The sequence below is a fragment of the Pseudomonas sp. PGPPP1 genome, assembly GCF_002255865.1.
Lineage (GTDB): Bacteria > Pseudomonadota > Gammaproteobacteria > Pseudomonadales > Pseudomonadaceae > Aquipseudomonas > Aquipseudomonas cremoris.
Window position 1 is genome coordinate 85,941 of the sequence record NZ_NKIG01000001.1, and the last position, 21,876, is coordinate 107,816.

Annotated in this window: 20 protein-coding genes; 17 read left to right on the forward strand and 3 right to left on the reverse strand. The window is 60.9% G+C overall.

From position 1 onward, the window contains the following. Position 1 precedes the first annotated feature (1 nt). From CFE47_RS00435 to CFE47_RS00445, 3 genes are read left to right on the forward strand one after another with little or no spacing between them, the layout of a single operon-like run. On the forward strand, positions 2–802 hold the full coding sequence (locus tag CFE47_RS00435) for a carbohydrate ABC transporter permease (protein ID WP_003174634.1): 801 nt from the start codon (positions 2–4) through the stop codon (positions 800–802). 11 nt (positions 803–813) lie between these two features. Beyond that, a complete protein-coding gene (locus CFE47_RS00440; RefSeq protein WP_286835008.1) occupies positions 814–1,086 on the forward strand; it encodes a DUF2160 domain-containing protein in 273 nt (90 codons plus the stop codon). Positions 1,087–1,119: 33 nt separating this feature from the next. Further along, positions 1,120–2,862: an ABC transporter substrate-binding protein gene (locus CFE47_RS00445; RefSeq protein ID WP_185706837.1), complete on the forward strand. Its 1,743-nt coding sequence runs from the start codon at positions 1,120–1,122 to the stop codon at positions 2,860–2,862. A 114-nt stretch (positions 2,863–2,976) separates the two neighbouring features. On the opposite strand, the gene CFE47_RS00450 is transcribed toward CFE47_RS00445, so the two are convergent. Beyond that, on the reverse strand, positions 2,977–3,405 hold the full coding sequence (locus tag CFE47_RS00450; RefSeq protein WP_286835010.1) for a hypothetical protein: 429 nt from the start codon (positions 3,403–3,405) through the stop codon (positions 2,977–2,979). A gap of 164 nt (positions 3,406–3,569) precedes the next feature. On the opposite strand from CFE47_RS00450, the gene CFE47_RS00455 reads away from it, so the two are divergent. Then, positions 3,570–4,583 carry an ABC transporter substrate-binding protein gene (locus CFE47_RS00455; protein WP_286835011.1) on the forward strand — a complete coding sequence of 338 codons (1,014 nt, stop codon included), beginning with the start codon at positions 3,570–3,572 and terminating at the stop codon, positions 4,581–4,583. A 67-nt stretch (positions 4,584–4,650) separates the two neighbouring features. Here the strand turns inward: CFE47_RS00455 and CFE47_RS00460 are convergent, their stop codons facing one another. Further along, positions 4,651–5,547: a LysR substrate-binding domain-containing protein gene (locus CFE47_RS00460; protein WP_286835012.1), complete on the reverse strand. Its 897-nt coding sequence runs from the start codon at positions 5,545–5,547 to the stop codon at positions 4,651–4,653. A gap of 172 nt (positions 5,548–5,719) precedes the next feature. Here CFE47_RS00460 and CFE47_RS00465 point away from each other — a divergent pair, with 172 nt between their 5' ends. The 7 genes from CFE47_RS00465 (at position 5,720) to CFE47_RS00495 (ending at position 12,201) form a co-directional block, all read left to right on the forward strand. Beyond that, positions 5,720–6,667, forward strand: a complete 948-nt coding sequence (locus tag CFE47_RS00465) for a branched-chain amino acid ABC transporter permease (RefSeq protein WP_185706848.1) — start codon at positions 5,720–5,722, stop codon at positions 6,665–6,667. Beyond that, a complete protein-coding gene (locus CFE47_RS00470; RefSeq protein WP_286835013.1) occupies positions 6,664–7,749 on the forward strand; it encodes an ABC transporter permease subunit in 1,086 nt (361 codons plus the stop codon). The genes CFE47_RS00465 and CFE47_RS00470 overlap by 4 nt, the downstream gene beginning before the upstream one ends. Then, entirely contained in the window at positions 7,746–8,519 is a 774-nt protein-coding gene (locus CFE47_RS00475; RefSeq protein ID WP_185706852.1) for an ABC transporter ATP-binding protein, read from the forward strand. The genes CFE47_RS00470 and CFE47_RS00475 overlap by 4 nt, the downstream gene beginning before the upstream one ends. Further along, positions 8,512–9,228, forward strand: a complete 717-nt coding sequence (locus tag CFE47_RS00480) for an ABC transporter ATP-binding protein (RefSeq protein ID WP_286835014.1) — start codon at positions 8,512–8,514, stop codon at positions 9,226–9,228. Before CFE47_RS00475 ends, CFE47_RS00480 begins: the two co-directional genes overlap by 8 nt. Positions 9,229–9,297: 69 nt before the next feature. After that, positions 9,298–10,437, forward strand: a complete 1,140-nt coding sequence (locus CFE47_RS00485; RefSeq protein ID WP_286835015.1) for a branched-chain amino acid ABC transporter substrate-binding protein — start codon at positions 9,298–9,300, stop codon at positions 10,435–10,437. 56 nt (positions 10,438–10,493) lie between these two features. Beyond that, on the forward strand, positions 10,494–10,973 hold the full coding sequence (locus CFE47_RS00490) for an L-2-amino-thiazoline-4-carboxylic acid hydrolase (protein ID WP_286835016.1): 480 nt from the start codon (positions 10,494–10,496) through the stop codon (positions 10,971–10,973). Next, complete coding sequence (locus tag CFE47_RS00495) at positions 10,966–12,201, forward strand: Zn-dependent hydrolase (protein ID WP_286835017.1); 1,236 nt, start codon at positions 10,966–10,968, stop codon at positions 12,199–12,201. The genes CFE47_RS00490 and CFE47_RS00495 overlap by 8 nt, the downstream gene beginning before the upstream one ends. A 133-nt stretch (positions 12,202–12,334) precedes the next feature. Here CFE47_RS00495 and CFE47_RS00500 read toward each other — a convergent pair whose 3' ends face one another. Continuing rightward, a complete protein-coding gene (locus CFE47_RS00500; protein WP_286835018.1) occupies positions 12,335–13,123 on the reverse strand; it encodes an AraC family transcriptional regulator in 789 nt (262 codons plus the stop codon). 85 nt (positions 13,124–13,208) lie between these two features. Here CFE47_RS00500 and CFE47_RS00505 point away from each other — a divergent pair, with 85 nt between their 5' ends. The 6 genes from CFE47_RS00505 (at position 13,209) to CFE47_RS00530 (ending at position 21,860) form a co-directional block, all read left to right on the forward strand. Further along, entirely contained in the window at positions 13,209–14,207 is a 999-nt protein-coding gene (locus CFE47_RS00505) for a bile acid:sodium symporter family protein (protein ID WP_286835019.1), read from the forward strand. Positions 14,208–14,313: 106 nt separating this feature from the next. Beyond that, entirely contained in the window at positions 14,314–15,099 is a 786-nt protein-coding gene (locus tag CFE47_RS00510) for an EAL domain-containing protein (protein ID WP_286835020.1), read from the forward strand. A 64-nt stretch (positions 15,100–15,163) separates the two neighbouring features. Further along, positions 15,164–15,790, forward strand: coding sequence for a response regulator transcription factor (locus CFE47_RS00515; protein ID WP_286835021.1), 627 nt, complete (start codon positions 15,164–15,166; stop codon positions 15,788–15,790). Further along, positions 15,791–19,417, forward strand: a complete 3,627-nt coding sequence (locus tag CFE47_RS00520) for a transporter substrate-binding domain-containing protein (RefSeq protein WP_286835022.1) — start codon at positions 15,791–15,793, stop codon at positions 19,415–19,417. Positions 19,418–20,514: 1,097 nt separating this feature from the next. Next, a complete protein-coding gene (locus CFE47_RS00525) occupies positions 20,515–21,060 on the forward strand; it encodes a fimbrial protein (protein WP_286835023.1) in 546 nt (181 codons plus the stop codon). Between the two features lie 62 nt (positions 21,061–21,122). Continuing rightward, positions 21,123–21,860 (forward strand): fimbria/pilus periplasmic chaperone, encoded by a 738-nt coding sequence (locus CFE47_RS00530; protein ID WP_286835024.1) that lies wholly within the window; start codon positions 21,123–21,125, stop codon positions 21,858–21,860. The last annotated feature ends 16 nt before the right edge of the window (positions 21,861–21,876 follow it).

Here is a 21,876-nt window from a genome sequence, read left to right on the forward strand (position 1 = left end):
CATGAGCAAGCGCAAGGTTATTCCGCTGCTGATCTACATTCTGTTCCTGCTGGTGCCGATCTACTGGCTGCTGAACATGTCCTTCAAGAGCAACACCGAAATCCTCGGCGGGCTGACGCTATTTCCGCAGGATTTCACCCTGGCCAACTACAAAGTGATCTTCACCGACCCGAGTTGGTACACCGGCTACCTCAACTCGCTGTACTACGTGAGCCTGAACACGGTGATCTCCCTCAGCGTGGCGTTGCCGGCGGCCTATGCGTTTTCGCGCTACCGCTTCCTCGGCGACAAGCACCTGTTCTTCTGGCTGCTGACCAACCGCATGGCGCCGCCAGCGGTGTTTTTGCTGCCGTTTTTCCAGTTGTATTCGTCGATTGGCCTTTTCGACACGCACATTGCCGTGGCACTGGCCCACTGCTTGTTCAACGTACCGTTGGCGGTGTGGATTCTGGAGGGCTTCATGTCCGGCGTGCCCAAGGAAATCGACGAAACCGCCTACATCGACGGCTACAGCTTTCCGAAGTTTTTCGTGAAAATCTTTATCCCGTTGATCGGCTCCGGCATCGGCGTGACGGCGTTTTTCTGCTTCATGTTTTCGTGGGTCGAATTGCTGCTGGCGCGCACCCTGACGTCGGTCAACGCCAAGCCCATCGCGGCGGTGATGACCCGCACGGTCTCGGCCTCGGGTATCGATTGGGGCGTACTGGCAGCGGCGGGGGTGTTGACCATCCTGCCGGGCATGCTGGTGATCTGGTTTGTTCGCAACCACGTGGCCAAGGGCTTTGCCCTGGGCCGGGTCTAAAGGAGTCGATGATGGAATGGATGGCCTGGACCACCCCCACAGCGTTGTTCTTCGCCGCCATCGGCCTGTTGCTGGTGGGCATGACCACGTGGGAACTGCGCTCGCCGAGCATACCTCGGCGTGGTTTTTTACCGATCAGCACCACCCGTGGTGATCGCTTGTTTATCGGTCTTCTCGGCAGCGCCTACCTGCATTTATTGGTGATTGGCGTAACCGGCTGGAGCATCTGGGTCGCGACTGCGCTGTCCCTGGTGTGGCTGTTGTGTGTGATGCGTTGGGGCTAGTGCTCCGCTTGAATAAACAACCAGGAGGTCTCTATGTTCGATAAAAACAATAAGCTGCGACATAGCATTTCATTGGCCGCCGTATTGGCCCTCAGCGGTTTGAGCGCCACGGCCTGGGCCGATGCGTATGAAGATGCCGCGAAAAAATGGATCGGCAGCGAATTCAAACCGTCCACCCTCACGGCCGAACAGCAGCTTGAGGAACTCAAGTGGTTTATCAAGGCCTCGGAACCGTTCCGTGGGATGAAGATCAACGTGGTGTCGGAAACCCTCACCACCCACGAGTATGAATCCAAGGTACTGGCCAAGGCGTTCACTGAAATCACCGGGATCAAGCTGACCCACGACCTGCTGCAAGAAGGCGACGTGGTGGAGAAGCTGCAAACCCAGATGCAGTCCGACAAGAACATCTACGACGGCTGGGTTAACGATTCCGACTTGATCGGTACGCACTTTCGCTACGGCAAGACCGAATCCATCACTGACCTGATGGCCAATGAAGGCAAGAATTTCACTTCGCCAACCCTGGATATCAAGGACTTCATCGGTATCTCCTTCACCACCGCGCCGGACGGCAAGATCTACCAACTGCCCGACCAGCAATTCGCCAACCTCTATTGGTTCCGCGCCGACTGGTTCGAGCGGCCAGAGCTCAAAGCCAAGTTCAAGGAAAAGTACGGCTATGAGTTGGGCGTACCGGTGAACTGGTCGGCCTATGAAGACATCGCCAAGTTCTTCAGCGAAGACGTCAAGGAAATCGACGGCAAACGCATCTACGGGCACATGGACTACGGCAAGAAAGACCCATCCCTGGGCTGGCGCTTCACCGATGCCTGGTTCTCCATGGCCGGTGGTGGCGACAAAGGCCTGCCCAACGGCTTGCCGGTGGACGAGTGGGGCATTCGCGTGGAGGACTGCCACCCGGTGGGTTCCAGCGTTACCCGTGGCGGCGACACCAACGGCCCGGCCGCCGTATTTGCCACGCAAAAATACGTGGATTGGATGAAAGCCTACGCACCACCGGAAGCGGCGGGCATGACCTTCTCCGAATCCGGTCCGGTGCCGTCCCAAGGCAATATCGCCCAGCAGATTTTCTGGTACACCGCGTTTACCGCCGACATGGTCAAGCCAGGCCTGCCGGTAGTGAATGCCGACGGCACGCCGAAATGGCGCATGGCGCCGTCGCCTGTAGGGCCTTACTGGGAAAAGGGCATGAAGAAGGGCTATCAGGACGTAGGCTCATGGACCTTCCTCAAGTCCACGCCAGAGAAACAGAAACTCGCGGCCTGGCTCTATGCGCAGTTCGTGACCTCGAAAACCGTCTCGCTGAAGAAAACCATCGTCGGCCTGACGCCGATTCGTGAGTCCGACATCAACTCACAGGCCATGACCGACATGGCGCCGAAACTCGGTGGGTTGGTGGAGTTCTATCGTAGCCCGGCGCGCACCGAATGGTCGCCGACCGGCACCAACGTGCCGGACTATCCACGCCTGGCGCAACTGTGGTGGAGCAACATCGCCGCCGCCGCCAGCGGCGAGAAAACCCCGCAACAGGCGCTGGACAACCTGGCCAAAGAGCAAGACGCCATCATGACGCGCCTGGAGCGCTCCAAGGTGCAACCGGTGTGCGGCCCGAAAATGAACGAAGAGCGTGATGCCCAATACTGGTTCGACCAGCCGGGCGCGCCGAAGCCGAAACTGGCGAATGAGAAACCTAAAGGGGAGACCGTGGCATACAGCGACCTGCTCAAATCGTGGGAGGCAGCGCGTAAGTAATCGAGTTGGATAAACCAAAACGGCACTCAGGTGCCGTTTTGTTTGGATTGAAATACATGCTTCAGAACAACGCGATCAAATGTGGGAGCTGGCTTGCCACAGTTTTTTATAGCGTTACGCCGCCTGCGGCTGGATCTGCAGCGCTCCCTCCACATCCTTGACCAACTCACTGGCCAAAAACAACGGCACCAACCGCTTGTGCAGCTGGGGCTCGACGAACTCTTTCACCGTATCCAGTACCAGCACGCCGCTCAGCGGCAGCTCGGCCTTGGTGTACGACAACCACGCCTTCTTCAACACCTGCAACACATCGCTGCCCGCTGTGGTGGCGAAGCGGCGGTGCGTGGGTTTGCCGTCGAAGGTGAAGGTGTGCTGGAACGCGTAGCCGGTTTCATCGCCACCGCTGGCGGTGCAGCGCATGCAGGTGCACGGGCCGTCGCCGAAGGCGCTGCGCAGGTAGCTGTTGAAGTCCACCACGGGTTTGAGTGACAGGCGCTTATCCACCTCGAACAGGTCCCCGGTCATTTTTTCGTCAGTGTTCAACGTGCATGTCCTCGCAGGTTCAGCGGTTTTTCAAAGCGCGGCACAATACCAGCCATGCGCGTGTTTGTGGGCCATTTTGCATAACAATAGACCCCGATATTCTTTTGTTGTCTTAAAAACCCTGGCTACCCTCGCTCACCTTCTCAAAAGTGCGGCAGACTCCCATGACCTTCAAGCGCTCCTCCCTGACCCTGCTGGCCGCCTCATTGGCTGCCGCGACGGCCTTGCTCAGCCCTGGTGCCCAGGCCGAAGGCAAGATCAGCATCGCCCAGCAATTTGGCATCGGCTACCTGATCCTCGACGTGGTGCGCGACCAGAACCTGATCGAAAAGCACGGCAAGGAACAGGGCCTGGATATCCAGGTGGAGTGGAACAGCATTTCCGGCGCTACCGCGATGAACGAGTCGCTGCTGGCCGGCGCGCTGGACGTGGTGTCGGCCGGTGTGCCGCCGATGCTCACCCTGTGGGACCGCACCAAGGGCAAGCAGAACGTCAAGGCCATCGCCTCCCTGGGGTCGATGCCGAATTACCTGCTGACCAACAACCCCAGCGTAAAAACCCTCAAGGACTTCACTGAGAAAGACCGCATTGCCGTGCCTGCCGCTGGCGTGGGTTTCCAGTCGCGCACCTTGCAGATCGAGACTGCCAAGCAGTTCGGCGATGCCAACTACAAGAAGTTTGACGACATCTCCATCAGCCTCGCTCACCCCGATGCCACCGCCGCGCTGATTGCCGGTGGTTCGGAGATCAACGCGCACTTCTCCAGCCCGCCGTTCCAGTACCAGGAACTGTTGAATCCCAATGTGCACAAGGTGCTCAGTTCCTACGACATACTGGGTGGGCAGGCGACGTTCAACGTGCTCTACACCACGCAAAAATTCCACGACGACAACCCCAAGACCTACAAGGCGTTTTATGACGCGCTGGCCGAGGCCGAGAAGATCATCAAGGCCGACAAACCGGCAGCGGCCAAGGCTTACATCCGCGTAGAACAGTCGAAGTTGCCGTTGGATCTGGTGGAGAAGATCGTCCAGGACCCGGAGATCGATTTCACCATCGTGCCGCAGCGAACCTATATCTATGCCGAGAAGTTGCAGGAATTGGGTGTGCTGAAAAACAAGGCGGCGAGCTGGAAGGACTACTTCTTCGAAGAGGCCCATGGCGGTAACGGCAGCTAATTTCAGGTGTGACTCAATTCAAAATGTGGGAGCGGGCTTGCTCCCACATTTGGAGTTGTGTGGGTGCCTAAACCGCGATCAAGGTCTGCTTGATCCAGTCATACAAGTCATTGCCTTCGCTCGATAACTCGCTATTGGCCCGCCGGCACAAGTAGTACTGGCGACCATCATTGACCTCCAGTTCAAACAGCTTCACCAATTCACCACTGGCCACCAATGGCGCCACCAGCGGCTCGCGCAGCAACGCGCACCCAAGGCCAGTGAGGGTGGCCGTCAGCGCCAATTGCCCGTCCTCCAGCAGTAGCCCATTCAACGCCGTGGCATCCACCTCGGCGGCCTCGAACCATTGGCCCCACGTGCCACGCTCTTCGTCGTGCAGCAGCGGCAGCTCACTCAACGCTTGGGGTGTGTCGATAGGCCCGTGCTGCGCCAGGAACGCTCGGCTGCAATACGGCGTCACCGCACCCGAGATCAGCGGCTCGCTGTGATACCCCGGCCAGTGCCCGGTGCCAAAGCGGATCGACAGGTCGGCCGCATCGCTGGGGTAGCTGCGGTGGTTGGCGTAGGTCACGTTGATGTCCAGCGCCGGGTGATCTTTCAAAAAACTCGCCAGGCGCGGGATAAACAGGTTGATGCCAAACAGCGGGATCAGGCTGATGGTCACCTGGCGCGTGGCGCTTTTTTCGCGCACGTGCTCAGTGGCGCTGCGCAGCACCGCAAATGCCGAGCGAATCGCGCGGTAGTACTCGCGACCTTCGTCGGTCAGCACCAGGTTGCGGCCCTGGCGCAAGGTCAGCGGCTGCTGCAGGAAGTCTTCGAGCAAATGCAGTTGATGGCTGATGGCCGAGGCGGACACGTCCAGCTCGCGGGCAGCGGCATTCACCCCACCATGGCGCGCAAAGGCTTCGAAAGTGCGCACGGCACGCAGGGGAGGGTCATTGGCTAACTGTTCTGATTTATTCATGTATTGAATTAAATACCAACTCTCGCTGCGAATAAAGAGCCATAAGCGCCGTATTTACGGCATAAATAGCGTGTTTCAGCTTTGATATAACCATATGACTTTCTGATATTTGATAAAAACAGAATAGATGCTTAGTGTGCCGCCCTTGTACGCACTGAGGTCGATGGTTTTCATGGATGCGTTTATCCAACAACTGCTCAACGGTTTGATGACGGGCAGTCTCTACGCGCTGGTGGCCCTGGGTTACACCATGGTCTATGGCATTTTGCGCATCATCAACTTCGCCCACGGCGATGTGTTGATGATCGGCGCGCTGGTGGGCCTGTCGGTGATTCGCCTGTTGCAGGCGACCTGGCCGGCCTTGCCGCCAGTGCTGGTGTTGCTCTGTGCCACGGTGGTCGCCATGGCCTTTTGCGCGGTGCTCGCCGTGGTGATTGAGCGCGTCGCTTATCGCCGGCTGCGCCATGCCCCGCGTCTGGCGCCATTGATCAGCGGTATCGGCGTGTCGCTGCTGCTGCAAACCATCGCGATGTTGGTGTGGACCCGCAACCCGCAGATGTTCCCGCAACTGCTGCCGTTGGAACCCATTGAGGTACTGGCGGGCGCATCGGCACATCCAGCGATTACCAACGTCACGGCACTGACCACCATCGCCATCGCCTTGTCGGTGATGGTCGCGTTGCTGGTGCTGGTCGAGCGCACGCGCTTCGGCCGGGCCATGCGCGCCGTGGCGGAAAACCCCCAGGTCGCCAGCCTGATGGGTATCAGCCCCAACCGCATCATTGTCATCACCTTCGCCATTGGCGGCGCGTTGGCGGCACTGGCCGGCATCATGATGGCCAGCAACTACGGCAGCGCGCATTTCTACATGGGCTTTTTGCCCGGCATCAAGGCCTTCACCGCAGCGGTGTTGGGCGGCATCGGCAACCTCAAGGGCGCCATGCTCGGCGGCTTGTTGTTGGGTTTGATCGAGGCGTTGGGCACCGGTTACTTGGGCGCGGCCACCAACGGCGTGTTCGGCAGTAATTACCAGGATGTGTTCGCCTTTATCGTGTTGATCGCGGTGCTGGTGTTCCGGCCTTCCGGCTTGTTGGGCGAACGTTTGGCGACCCGCGCATGATCAAGTCTCTCTCACCCAATAAACGCGCGAGCCTGGGCTTGTTGCTGTTCGCCGTTGCGCTGGTGCTGGCGCCCTGGATCGTCGGCCATGCGGGCGGCAACACTTGGGTACGCACCCTGGATTTTGCCCTGCTGTACATCATGCTCGCCCTCGGGTTGAACATCGTGGTCGGCTACGCGGGGCTGCTGGACATGGGCTTTATCGCGTTCTACGCGGTGGGTGCCTACCTCGCGGCGTTGCTTTCGTCGCCGCATTTGCTGCAACAGTTTCCCGCGTTGGCGGCGTTGCTGCCGGCGGGCATGCACACCTCTATCTGGTTGATCCTGCCGTTGGGTGCGTTGCTCGCCGCAGGTTGTGGCGTGGTGCTGGGCGCACCGACGTTGCGCTTGCGCGGTGACTACCTGGCCATCGTCACCCTGGGCTTTGGCGAGATCATTCGCATCCTGCTGCGCAACCTCGATCGCCCGGTGAACATCACCAATGGCCCCAAAGGTATTTCCCAGGTCGACCCGGTCAGCCTGTTGGGCGTGAACCTCGGTCGCACCCAAGAGCTGTTCGGCCTGCGCCTGCCCTCGGTGTACCTCTATTACTACCTGTTTGCCGCACTGGTGGTGCTGATCCTGTTCGCCTGCATTCGCCTGGAGCGTTCGCGCATCGGCCGTGCCTGGGTGGCGATCCGTGAAGACGAAGACGCAGCCCAGGCCATGGGCATCAACACCGTGCGCCTCAAGCTGCTGGCGTTTGCGATTGGCGCGGCGTTCGGCGGCGTCAGCGGGGCGTTGTTCGCCTCGTTCCAGGGCTTTGTTTCGCCGGAATCCTTCACCCTCAACGAGTCCATCGCGGTGTTGGCGATGGTGGTGCTGGGCGGCATGGGGCATATCCCCGGGGTGATCCTCGGTTGCGTGTTGCTGGCGGCCTTGCCCGAAGCCTTGCGCGCCAGCATGAGCCCCTTGCAGCAGGCGCTGTTCGGCCAGGTGCTGGTGGACCCGGAAATCATCCGCCAGCTGTTCTACGGCTTGGCGCTGATCCTGGCGATGCTCTATCGACCCGCCGGTTTGTGGCCCAAAGGAGTGGCACGATGAACGCACCGTTGTTGCAGATCGACAAGGTCAACAAGCACTTCGGCGGCGTCGCGGCGCTGACCGACGTGAGCCTGAGCATCCAGCCCGGCGAGATCTACGGCTTGATCGGCCCCAATGGCGCCGGCAAGACCACGTTCTTCAACGTGATGACCGGGCTCTACACCCCGGACTCCGGGCGCTTCCAGCTCGATGGTCGTGACTACCAGCCCACCAGCGTGCACCAGGTGGCCGAGGCGGGCATCGCGCGCACCTTCCAGAACATCCGTCTGTTCAACAGCATGAGCGCCCTGGAAAACGTCATGGTCGGGCGCCACGTGCGCACCCGCAATGGTCTGTGGGCAGCGTTGAGCCAGCACCGCCGCGCCCGGGAAGAAGAGGCGCAGACCCGCGCCCACGCCCATCGTCTACTCGCTTATGTGGGCCTGGCTGGCTATGCCAATTACCGCGCCGACAGCCTGAGCTACGGCCACCAACGCCGCCTGGAAATCGCCCGTGCCCTCGCCACTGAGCCACGCCTGTTGGCGCTGGATGAACCGGCAGCGGGCATGAACGCCAGCGAGAAAGTGCAACTGCGCGGCCTGCTGGAAAAGATCCGCGACGATGGCCACACGCTCTTGCTGATCGAACACGACGTAAAACTGGTGATGGGCGTGTGCGACCGCATCAGCGTATTGGATTACGGCCAAGTCATCGCCGTGGGTCCGCCGGCTGAGGTGCGCCAACACCCGGCGGTGATCCAGGCCTATCTGGGAGCCAGTGCGCATGTCTGAAGCACTCTTGAAAGTCGACGGCTTGCAGGTGCGCTACGGCGCCATTGAAGCCGTCAAATCCCTCGACCTGCATATCAACGAAGGCGAACGCGTCACGTTGATCGGCGCCAACGGCGCGGGCAAGACCTCCAGCCTCAAGGCCCTGACCGGCTTGCTGCCGGCGTCCAGGGGTGAGATCCGTTTTGCCGGCCAATCGATTCTCGGCCAGGCACCGGAAAAGCTTCTGCGCCAAGGCATCGCCATGGTCCCTGAAGGCCGTGGGATATTCGCGCGCATGAGCGTGTTGGAAAACCTGCAGGCCGGTGCGTTTTTGCGCCGCGACAATGAGCAAGTGCAGCGCGAAATGCGCCAACTGTACGAACACTTCCCGCGCCTGGAAGAACGCTTGCACCAGTCGGCCGGCTTGCTCTCGGGCGGCGAGCAACAAATGCTCGCCCTGGCCCGCGCGCTGCTGTCGCGCCCGCGCTTGTTGATCCTCGATGAACCGTCCATGGGCCTGGCGCCGATCATGGTGGAGAAGATTTTCCAGGTAATCGACGACGTCTGCCGCCAGGGCATGACCCTGTTGCTGGTGGAACAGAACGCACGGTTGGCGCTGCAAGTCACCGACCGCGCCTACGTGATGGACACCGGGCGTATCAGCCTCACCGGCCCCTCGCAGGATTTGCTGGAACACCCCGAAGTACGCAGCGCGTACCTCGGCGAATGAACCAAACCCCATGACGCTACCGGACGCCCGGCGTGTTCCGACCCGCCCGAAAAGAAGCAGGAACTACAGATGAATACGTTGAAGAAAACCGCACTGATCGGCTTGGCCCTGAGCAGCCTGGCCAGCGCCGTCGCCCAAGCCGACCAGACCGTACTGATCGGCCTGGCTGGTCCGCTCACTGGCCCCTCGGCACGGATCGGCAAAGACCTGGAAAACGGCGCCAGGCTGGCCATCGACCAAGCCAACGCCAAGCACCCGAAGATCAACGGTGAAGCCGTGACCTTCAAGCTGGTTTCCGAAGATGACCAGTCCGACCCGCGTACCGCCGTCACCGTGGCCCAGCGTCTGGTGGATGAAGGTGTGGTCGGCGTGGTTGGCCATTGGAACACCGGCACCAGCATCCCGGCAGCGCGGGTTTACCACGATGCCGGTATTGCCCAGGTCGCCCCAGTGGCTACAGGTCATGCGTACACCCAGCAAGGCTTTGATACGAGCTTTCGCATCATGGGCCATGACGACGATGGCGGTCAGGTGGCCGGCGACTATGCTTTGAACACACTCAAGGCCAAGCGCATCGCTGTAATCGACGACCGTACCGCGTTCGGCCAGGGCCTGGCGGACCAGTTCGTCAAGTCCATCGAGGCCGGTGGCGCCAAGGTGGTGGGGCGTGAGTACGTGGACGACAAGACCATCGACTTCAGCGCCGTGCTGACCAATATCCGCAGCCAGAACCCGGACCTGATCTTCTTCGGCGGCGTTGACTCTCAGGCCGCACCGCTGGCCCGTCGCATCAAGCAGTTGGGCATCAAGGCGCCATTGATGGGCGCCGGTGGTTTTGTCAGCCAGACGTTCCTGGAGCTGGCGCAGAACGAAGGCGAGGGCGTGATTGCGCTGGAACCGGGCTTGGCGATCTCGCAGATGCCCGGCGGCAAGGCGTTCGAACAGGCGTACAAAGAACGCTACAAGCACGGTATCGAACTGCATGCCCCGTTCGCCTATGACGGCGTGGGCGTGCTGGTCGCGGCCATCGAGAAAGCCGACTCGGTTGACCCGCAGAAATACCTGCCGGTCTTGCGTGCCATCAGCTACCCGGGCGTGACTGGCACCATTGCGTTCGATGCCGAAGGCAACTTGAAGAAACCGTCGTTCACCGTTTACCAGGTCAAGGCCAACCAATGGCAGCCGGTCAGCGTGGCAGGCGGCAATTAATCGTTTTGTCGGGCGCCTTGGGGCGCCCGATGCTGTGGAGCTGATGGAGGCACACAATGAGCAAACTGGAAGGTGAACTGGGCATCCTGGCCCGGCGGCGGATCGAGGCCGAAATCATCAAGCCGATCTACGAGATTCTCAAGCGCGAGCAGGGCCAGGCGTTTGCCGCAGCGGTGATCGGCGAGGCGGTGGGCAACGCGGCGATCCAGGCGGGCAAGCATTTTGCCGCGCTGGAAGAAAATGCCGACCTCAAGAGCTTCGTCGAGCTGCAAGTGCTGTGGGAGAAGGACGACGCGCTGAAAGTCGAGATCATCGCCAGCGATGCCGAGCACTACGACTACGACGTCAAGCGCTGCCGCTACGCCGAGATGTACAACGAGATGGGCCTGGGCGAGATCGGCCACTTGCTGTCGTGCAACCGCGACGAGCTGTTTATCGTCGGCTTTAACCCGGACATTGAACTGACTCGCACCCAGACCATCATGGGCGGCGCGCACCACTGTGATTTCCGTTATCGGGCCAAACCTCATGAATAACCTGGCGCGGGTGAATGGCGAGCGCCTGTGGGGCTCGCTGATGGAAATGGCGCAAATCGGCGCCACCGAAAAGGGCGGCGTATCGCGCCTGGCCCTGACCGATGAAGACCGTCGAGGCCGCGACCTGTTCGTGCACTGGTGCGAGGCCGCCGGCTGCAGCATTCGCGTGGACGCCATGGGCAATATCTTCGCCCGGCGTGCCGGTCGGCATGACCATCTGGCCCCGGTGCTCACCGGCTCCCACGGCGACTCCCAACCTTTTGGCGGCAAGTACGACGGCATCTATGGCGTGCTCGCCGGGGTGGAAGTGCTGCGCAGCCTGAATGACCTGGGCATCGAAACCGACCGGCCTATCGAAGTGGTCAACTGGACCAACGAAGAAGGCTCGCGGTTTGCTCCGGCGATGATTTCGTCGGGCGTCTACGCCGGTGTGTTTGACCTGGAATACGGTTTGTCCCGCGAGGACAAGTCGGGCGTGACCATTGGCCAGGCGCTGCAAGAAATTGGCTACGCCGGGGCCCATCCGGTTGGCGGCCAAGCGATACATGCCGCGTTTGAACTGCATATCGAACAAGGCCCGATCCTTGAGGCGCAGGACATCACCATCGGCGTCGTTACCGGTGCCCAAGGTCAACGCTGGTACGAAGTGGAACTGACCGGTCGCAGTGCCCACGCAGGGACCACACCCATGGACCATCGCCTGGATGCCTTGCTCGGCTTTGCCCGCGTGGTCGAGGCGGTCAACGGCCTGGGCCTGGAGCAGGGCGCCGAAGGACGCGCGACCGTCGGCATGGCGAATATCTTCCCCAACTCGCGCAACGTGGTGCCGGGGCGGGTGTTTTTCAGCGTGGAGTTCCGTCACCCGGATGAAGCGGTGTTGGCGCGTCAGGACCAGCAGTTACGCGACGCCGTAGCAGGTATCGCCGAGGCGATTGGCTTGGGGCACAGCGTGAAGCAGATCTTACAGTACGCGCCGATTGCGTTTGACGCGGATTGTGTCGAGGTGGTGCGGGCCTCGGCCGAGGCGCTGGGCTACAGCCATCGACCGATGATTTCCGGTGCCGGGCATGATGCCTGCTACCTGAACAAGGTGGCGCCGACAGCGATGATTTTTGTGCCGTGTGTGGATGGGCTTAGCCACAACGAAGCGGAAGAGATTTCCCAGGAATGGTCGACGGCGGGGGCGGATGTGCTGCTTCAGGCCATTCTGGCCAAGTCCCACCTCTAAAAGGTTCATGCAAATCCCATTGTGGGAGCTGGCTTGCCTGCGATAGCGGAGTATCAGTCAATACAGGTGCTGGCTGGCACACCGCTATCGCAGGCAAGCCAGCTCCCACCTTTGATCTTCATTGTCTGAAGGATCAGCGGAAGAACTCCCCCGGCGTGGCCTCAAACTGCTGCCGAAACGCATTGATAAACGCCGACGTCGACTCATACCCACACCCCAACGCCACGTCCGTCACGCGCTCGCCTTGCTCCAACGCAGGCAGGGCGGTCAGCAACCGCAACCGCTGGCGCCACGCGCGAAACGTCAGCCCGGTGTCACTCAAGAACAGCCGGCTCAAGGTCTTCTCACTCACCCCCAGCTTCTGGCTCCACTGCCCCAGCGTGGTCTGCTGCTCCGGGTGTGAGTTCAGGCTGCGGTAGATCTGGCGCAAGCGCGGGTCCAGCGGCAGTGGCAGCATCAAGTCCACTTGCGGCGCCGCCGCCAACTGGTCCAGCACCACCTGGGCCAGGCGTCCATCCGGCCCGTCCTCGGCATATTCCACCGGCAGCTCGCTGAAGCTGCGGATCAATTCGCGCAGCAAGCTGCTCACCTCCAGCACATGACAACGCTCGCTGGCCCAGGCGGTGACGCTGCAATCGAGGTACAGGCTGCGCATTTCGGTGTGGGGCGAGCTGAACACCCGATGCGGCACGCCTGCGGGAATCCACACCGCACGCTGGGGCGGGGCGACGAAGCGGCCGACGCCTGTCTGGATCTCCAGCACCCCGGAAATCGCGTAGGACAATTGCACCCACGGGTGGCTGTGTCGGCGGGTCAGTGCACGATTAGGCAAGGATTCGGTGCGCCCATACACCGGGCGTGGCAGGCTGGAAAGCCCGGGCACACTGCGGCGGACCGTCTTGTCATGTCCTTTAGGCGGCATTTACTGGCTCATTGGCGTTAGTCGGTAACAAGGCGTTACGTTAGAGTCGCGACGATGCTCTTGGCAACCCCTGGAAGATTTGCTTATGACCCGCCCGCGTTTTCTGCCCGACAACTTCACCCTCACCCTGATCGCCACGGTGATCCTCGCCTCCCTGCTGCCCGCCAGCGGCCAGACCGCCGTGGCCTTTGGCTGGGTGACCAACCTGGCAATTGCGCTGCTGTTTTTCCTGCACGGCGCCAAGCTGTCGCGCCAGGCCATCGTGGCCGGTGCCGGGCATTGGCGCCTGCACTTGCTGGTGTTCAGCCTGACCTTCGTGCTGTTTCCGCTGCTGGGCCTGGCACTCAAGCCGGTGTTGTCACCGCTGATCGGCAAAGACCTGTACATGGGCATGCTCTACCTCTGCGCCTTGCCGGCCACGGTGCAGTCGGCAATTGCCTTCACCTCCCTGGCGCGGGGCAATATCCCGGCGGCGATTTGCAGTGCTGCGGCGTCGAGCCTGTTCGGGATCTTTCTCACGCCGTTGCTGGTGACCCTGTTGCTCAATGTGCACGGGGAGGGCGGTTCTACCGTCGATGCCATCCTCAAAATCAGCGTGCAACTGTTGCTGCCGTTTATCGCCGGGCAGATCGCCCGCCGCTGGATCGGCGAGTGGGTCGGGCGCAATAAATCCTGGCTCAAATTCGTCGATCAGGGCTCGATCCTGCTGGTGGTGTACGGCGCGTTCAGCGAAGCGGTCAACGAAGGCATCTGGCACCAGATCCCGCTGTGGGAACTGGGCGGCCTGGTGGTGGCGTGCTGCGTATTGCTGGCGTTGGTGCTGGTGGCTTCGACCATATTGGGCAAGGCCTTTGGTTTCAACCAGGAAGACCGCATCACTATCCTGTTCTGTGGTTCGAAGAAAAGCCTGGCGACCGGTGTGCCAATGGCTCAGGTGTTGTTCGCCGGGGCGACTATGGGCGTGTTGATCCTGCCGCTGATGCTGTTCCACCAGATCCAGTTGATGGTCTGCGCGGCACTGGCCCAACGCTATGCCAAGCGGCCGGAATCGATTCCGGAATTGATGGGGCAAGTCGACCCTTAATAATCTCTGGGAAATTTCCTACATAACAGCAGGAAGCTTCCCTTACAGATTCGGAATATTCCCGGCCACTATCACCGCCTTCGCACCCGCAAAGTGGTTGGTAAGCATGGCCCCTTCTTCCGTCAAACCCTTGCCCAGTGAGCTGGAGATCCAGCGTGGCCTAGCCCTGGGTGAGTTTCGCGCCTGGTTCCAACCCAAATTCGACCTGCGCACCGGCCAACTGGCCGGTGTAGAAGCCTTGGTGCGGTGGGAGCATCCGGCGCGGGGCGTGCTGTTGCCCGAAGACTTCCTTGCCGCCGTGCTGGCCTATGACCTGATCGACGACATGTTCAAGCAACTGCTGGAACAGGGCCTTAGCCTTATGGGTGTGCTGCGTAGGCAAGCGCTGCCGCTGGAACTGGCGTTCAACCTGCACGCGTCGCAATTGCTCGACGGTGGTTTGGTCGCGCATATCCAATGGGCCCTCGGCCAGCATGGTTTTCCAGGCTCGTCCCTGATGTTCGAGTTCGCCGAAAACGGCCTGCTGAATGCCTCACCCGCCGTGCAGGAAAACCTGCTGCGCCTGCGCATGCTGGGCTGTGGTTTGTCGATTGATGACTTCGGCAACGGCTTTTCGTCCCTCAAGCTGCTCTGCCAGCTGCCCTTCAGCCAGCTCAAGCTGGACGGCGAATTTGTGCGCCACTGCCCGAGCCTGGTCAGCAGCACCCTGGCCCTGGCCAATTTTCTCGGCATGAGCCTGGTGATCGAAGGCGTCGGCAGTCCGCGGATCCTTGACGGCGCGCGGGCCCTGGGCTGTGAACTGGGCCAAGGCTTTTTCCTGGCACGGCCAATGGCGGGCTACCGCCTGCTGCCCTGGCTGGAAGCGCATGCCAACGGCCGCTCAAACTTCTAAGAAATTTCCTACACTCAGGTCGCGCTCGTGTATTTTGGGGCGGATTTGTCTCACAGGGGTTGTTATGTTTAAAGCGTTAGTCGTGGATGATCATCCGTTTATTCGCTCCTCGGTGAAGATGCTCTTGAAGCAGGAAGGCTTTGAGGTCGTGGCCGAAGCCGATAACGGCGCCGACGCGATACAGCTGGCTCGCGAGCATGAGCCCGAGTTGATCGTGCTGGATATCGCCATGCCCAAGCTGGATGGCCTGGAAGTGATCGCGCGTCTCTGCGGCCTTGGCCTGTCAAGCAAGATCCTGGTGCTGACCTCCCAGTCGCCGCAGTTTTATTCCATGCGCTGCATGAAGGCCGGCGCGGCGGGCTACATCTCCAAGACCAATGACATGGACGAGTTGGTCAAGGCGATCAAGGCGGTCATGAGCGGCTACACCTTCTTCCCCAACCTGGCCCTCAGTTCAGTGCGCCGCAGTGATGCCGAGACCACCGACCTGGAACTGATCCAGACCCTGTCGGACCGTGAGCTGACCATCCTGCAGCAATTGTCCCAGGGCTTGAGCAACAAGGAAATCGGCGACGCGATGCTACTCAGCAATAAAACCATCAGCACCTACAAGACGCGCCTGATCGAGAAACTCAAGGTCAAGTCGGTGGTGTACCTGGCCGATTTCGCCAAGCGTAATAACCTGGTCTGAATGAACACTTTCCTGCGTAAATGGCTGCTGGGTGTGTGGTTGGTCGCCGGCTTGAACGGCGCTGTACTGGCGGCTGCCCCGGCACAAACATTCCAGGTGTTGGGACGCTCGCACGTGTCCGATTACGGCGTGTCGCTGTCGGAACAGGACTGGAGTCTGTTACGCAGCAAAGGCGTATTGGTGATGGGCGCCTCGGCGCCGGATTACTCCCCGTTCGCCATGACCACCAATGGCCGCGACTACGAAGGACTCACCGCCGACTACGCGCAATTGCTCAGCGAGCTGTTGCGCACACCCGTGGAAGTGCGCCGCTTTGCCTCCCGCGCCGAAGTGATCGACGCACTCAAGCAGGGCGAGGTGGATTTCCTCGGCACCGCCAATGGCTATGAACAAGCCGATCATGACCTGCTGATGTCGACCTCCTATGCCGAGGACCAGCCAACCCTGGTCACCCAGGTCGCCAACAGCCAGACCCTCACCGAAGGCTTGGCCGGCAAAAAGATTGCCATGCTTTACCACTACCTGCCGCCAGAAGCAGTGCAGGCGTTTTACCCCGAGGCCACGTTGCAACTCTATCCTTCGACCCTGAGTGCAATTGGCGCTGTCGCTTTCGGCAATGCCGACGTGTACCTGGGCGACTCCATTAGCGCCCAGTACCTGATCAACAAGAACTACCTGAACAACGTGCAACTGGCCGACTTTTCCCAGATGGAAGTCAGCAATTTTTCCTTCGCGGTGGCGAACGCCAACAACCGTCTGCTGCACATCATCAACACCGCGCTGGCGGCGATCCCCCAGAGTGAGCGCATGACTATCCTGCGTCGCTGGAGCGCCGGCGGCGGCAGCATGCCGGGGCGTACGGTGCTGAATTTCAGCGCCAGCGAGCAGCGCTGGATGGCCGCTCACCCGCGCTTGAAGGTGGCGATCGACGACAGCTTTGTGCCGTTCTCGTTTTTCAACGAAGACGGCGAGTTTCGCGGGATCAGTGCCGATGTGCTGGCCAAAGTCGCCTTGCGCACCGGCTTGAAGTTCGAGGTGCGCAGCACGCAGTCTGTGGCCGGCATGATCGAGCAGATTCGCACGGACAAAGCCGACCTGCTGATCACCCTCACACCCAGCCAATCCCGTGAAAGCCAACTGCGGTTTACCCGGCCCTACTTGAGCATGCCGTACGTGCTGATCAGCCGCATCGGCCCAAACAGCCCGGCAACCCTGGATGAAATGGCCGGCAAGCGCCTGGCGGTAATCACCGGTAACCCGGTGCGTGACCAATTGCTCGACGATTTCCCGAACATCACCTTGGTCAACGCCGAGAATGCCCAGCAAGCCATGGCCCTGGTGGCCAATGGGCAGGCGGATGCCGCCGTCAACTCGTTGATCACCGCGCGCTACATGATCTCCCGCCAATACCGTGACCAATTGCGCATCACCACCACCGTCGGCACCGAGTCGGCGCGTGTTGCCTTCGCCACGTCGCGTGGCGCGCTGGAGCTGTATTCGATCCTGGAAAAAGCCCTGCTGAGCATTCCGCCGGAAGAGATGGACGAAGTCACCAACCGCTGGCGCAGTGAGATCGTGGTGGATGACAGCTATTGGCTGCGCAACCGTACCTTGATCCTGCAGGGGTTTGCCGGCGCGGCACTGCTGCTGTTGGTGGCTTTCGGCTGGATCGCGTACCTGCGCATGTTGATGCGCCAGCGCAAACAGGCGCAGATCGCCTTGAACGACCAGATGGAGTTCATGCGCGTGTTGATCGACGGCACGCCGCATCCCATCTATGTGCGCGACCGCGAGGGGCGGTTGCGGATCTGCAACAGCGGCTACCTGCAAGTCTTCGGTGTGGAGCGCGAAGCGGTGATTGGCAAGACTGTGGTCGAAGGCGTGCTGAAAAGTGCCGACGAGGCCGCCGCCTACCATGCAGACTATTTGCAGGTGATGGCCGAAGGCGTGCCGAGGGTGCAGGACCGCAGCCTGACCATGGATACGGACAGCGTGTTGACGATCTACCACTGGATGCTGCCGTATCGCGGCAGCGACGGTGAGGTCAGCGGCATGATTGGCGGCTGGATCGATATCAGCGAGCGTCAGCATCTGCTCGAAGCCTTGCGCGAGGCCAAGGAAGGTGCCGACGCGGCCAACCGTGCCAAGACCACCTTCCTGGCGACCATGAGCCATGAAATCCGCACGCCGATGAACGCGATCATCGGCATGCTTGAACTGGCGATGAAGAAGGCCGACCAAGGCGTCACCGATCGATTCTCCATCGAAGTCGCTTCGGGTGCGGCCCGTGGCTTGCTGGATTTGATCGGCGATATCCTCGACATCGCCCGCATCGAATCCGGCCGCCTGTCACTGGCGCCGGAGCGCGCCAACCTGCGTGAACTGGTGGAGTCGGTAGCACGAATCTTCGAAGGGCTGGCGCGGCAGAAACACCTGCAACTGATCCTCGACCTCGACCCGCGTATCAACCGCGAGGTGTTGGTGGACCCGCTGCGCTTCAAGCAGATCGCGTCCAACCTGCTGAGCAACGCCATCAAGTTCACCCAGCACGGTCAAGTGCGCCTGCGGGTCAGTGCCGAACCGAGCCACGGTGACGAACGCCTGGCAATCTGCCTGCGGGTGGAAGACACCGGCAGCGGTATTTCCCAGGACGACCAGCAGCGCCTGTTCAGCCCGTTTGCCCAGGCCAGCAACGCTGGGCAGTCGGCGCGCGGTGGGTCGGGACTGGGGTTGATGATCAGCCGCACCCTGTGCGAAATGATGGGCGGCAGCCTGGTGCTGCACAGCGTGCTGGGGCAGGGCACCCAGGTGGAAATGCGCGTCAGCCTGCCGACCCTCGCTACGCTGGACGCGCCAGCCGCTGTCGAGCCTGTTCAGTTGCACGCGGCGCAGTCGCTCAACGTACTGGTGATCGACGACTACCCGGCCAATCGCCTGCTCCTAACCCAGCAACTGCATTATCTTGGCCACCGCGTGGTCGACGCCGAAGACGGTGCCCACGGCCTGCGTGCCTGGCGTGCGCAGCCCTTCGACGTGGTCATCACCGACTGCAACATGCCGCTGATGAATGGCTACGACCTGACCCGCGCGATTCGTGACGAAGAGCGCGCCAGAAGCCTGCCTGCCGGGCTTATCCTCGGCCTGACCGCCAACGCCCAACCCGAAGAAAAAGACCGCTGCCTGGCTGCGGGCATGGACGATTGCCTGTTCAAGCCCATCAGTTTGCAGGGCCTCAGCGCTCACTTGGCATGCTTGACGCCGCACAGTGGGCCGGTAGCGGTTGACGTCCAGTCGGACGACATCGACCTCACCAGCCTGGAGCAGCTCAGCCGTGGCGACCCGGCCTCGATCAAGAGCCTGCTGCATGACCTGGCCACCAGCAATCAGCAAGACATGTCGCGGTTAATGCAGCTGTTTACCCAGCATGACGTGACGGGGCTTTCTGACCTGGCACACCGGGTCAAGGGAGGCGCGCGGATTATCAAGGCGCAGCGTTTGATTCAGGCGTGTGAAGGGTTGGAAACGGCTTGTGAGGGGTTGAATTCGGCGGTGTTGACTGATGCGGTGGATGGGTTGCAGCGGGCCATGGAGCAGTTGGAGCGGCGGTTGGAGAGTTATTTGGTGTAGGTGTGTATATCCGTTGCTGCGGTAACGGCCTCCTATGGTTCCGCCCTTACGGCGGGTCACTTTTGGAAGAGCGCCAAAAGTAACCAAAAACGCTTCGCCCCAACACTCGGCACCTCGCCTAGGCTCGGTGTGCCCTCACTCCGGCTTTGGAGCGTGGGCCGCCGCGATGGGCCATCCTTGGCCCAGCGCGGCTAACCCGGCGTCCTGCCGGGTTACCCACGCTCCAAAGCCTGCGTTCGGCCAGCGTGTTTGACGGGGCGCTTTTAGATCAAAAGCAAGAGCGCGGCGGCCTTAGAGCCGACCGGTTAGTGTGTGCCGATCACCGTTCAAACTGTGGGAGCTGGCTTGCCTGCGATGGCATCAACTGGGTGTGCCTGATGTACCGAGTTGTTTGCATCGCTGGCAAGCCAGCTCCCACAGAAAAGCAGGTTTCACAGGGTAAGGAAGCCGGACACGGTCAAAAATGTGGGAGCGGGCTTGCTCGCGAATGCGGTGGATCAGCCAATGAATGTGTTGACTGACACACTGCATTCGCGAGCAAGCCCGCTCCCACATTTGGATCTCCATATATCAGGCAGACCTCGGTTTGCTTCGGCTCTGGCTCTGTTTTTGATCTTGATCTTGATCTTAAACGCCCCGTTAAACCACGCTGGCCGAACGCAGGCTTGAATCCGTGGGTACCCCGGCAGGACGCCGGGTTAGCCGTCCTGGGCCAAGGATGGCCCATGACGGCGGCCCACGGATTCAAGCCGGAGTGAGGGCATGTCGAGCCTAGGCGAGACACCGAGTGGTGGGGCGAAGCGTTTTGCTTACTTTTGCGCTCTTCAAAAGTGAGCCGCTGTAAGAGCGGAACCATAAGCCGCCGTTACCTAAACAACGGATATGCCCCCCCAAAAAATCCCACCCCCAATCAAATCCCGTGGGAAATATCCTACAAGCCGGAGGGACGCGTACTACAGGATCAGCCACCCCCAAAGCGGAAGATAAACCCCGTCGACACAGCAGATGCTTTGTTAATACCAGGCGCACATCAGGCACCTGACAACTCATCAACGCATGGCGACAGTGTTTAAAAACTTTCCCATTGGAGTTGCACCATGAAGATCAAAGCCCTCTCGCTCGCTGCCCTGGTTTGCGCAACCGGCACCCAGTTCGCCAACGCCGCCGATGGCACCATCAATTTCAACGGTGAGCTGGTCAACCAGACCTGCACCATCGCCGTAGACGGCGTTGTCAGCCCAGCCGTGGCTACCGTGACCCTGCCGACCATCTCCACCGGCCTGCTCACTGCCGCTGGCCAAGCCGAAGGCCGTACCGGTTTCAACATCCAACTGAGCAACTGCGTCGGCGCTGCCGCCACGGCGGCTGCGTTCTTCAACTCGGGCGCTACCGTCGACCCGATCACCGGCAACCTGAACAACATGACCGGCACTGCCACCAACGTGCAGTTGCAACTGGTCGATGCTCAAGGCGGCGCCGTGATCCAGGCCGGTAACACCAACCAGCTCACCCAGACCACCCGCAACACCATCGACGGCACCGGTTCGGCCAACATGCCGTACGCCGTGCAGTACTTCGCTACCGGCCCTACCACCCCTGGCACCGTGGTCAGCTCCATCACGTACAACGTCGACTACCAGTAAGCCGCAGGCACGTCTGCGCGCAGCCTATGCGGCGCGCCGATGTGCGGCTGATGAGGTGTGTTATGTCCTGCCTGAAAATGCTTCGTCGTAGTGCATGCGTGGCCCTTGCCACATTGGTCTGCTCCCAGGCCATGGCCGGTGTGGTGATCACCGGTACCCGTCTGGTTTACCCGGCGGGCCAGAAGGAAATCACCGTCAAATTGAACAACAACGGTTTGCACCCCGCGCTGGTCCAGGCTTGGGTCGATACCGGTGATATCAAGTCCAGTCCCACCAGTTCCAAGGCGCCGTTTGTGCTGTCGCCGCCGGTGTCGCGCATCGACCCGAGCAAAGGCCAGAGCCTGCGCCTGATGTTCACCGGTGCGCCATTGGCCAGTGACAAGGAGTCGGTGTACTGGCTCAACATCCTGGAGATCCCACCCAAGGCCGAAGGCCCGGTGGATCTGAATGTGCTGCAGATGGCATTTCGTTCGCGGATCAAGGTTTTCTACCGTCCCGATGGCCTGCCCGGCAGCGCCACTGACGCCCCATCCGCACTGCAATGGAAGGTGATCCCCCAGGGTCAGGGTTACGCGTTGCAAGCGTTCAACCCGAGTGCTTTCCACGTGTCTTTGGTGGAGTTGAACCTGGCGGTGGGCAACCAGCGCTTCGAAGGTGAAAACGGCATGGTCGGCCCCGGTGCGACCCACGTGTTTGCCGTGAATGGCCTCAAGACCTCACCCGGCGCTGCCCAGGTCGAGTTCAACGCCATCAATGACTACGGCGCCTTGATGCCGATGCAGCAACCGCTCAAGCCCTGATCTGCACGCTAACGCT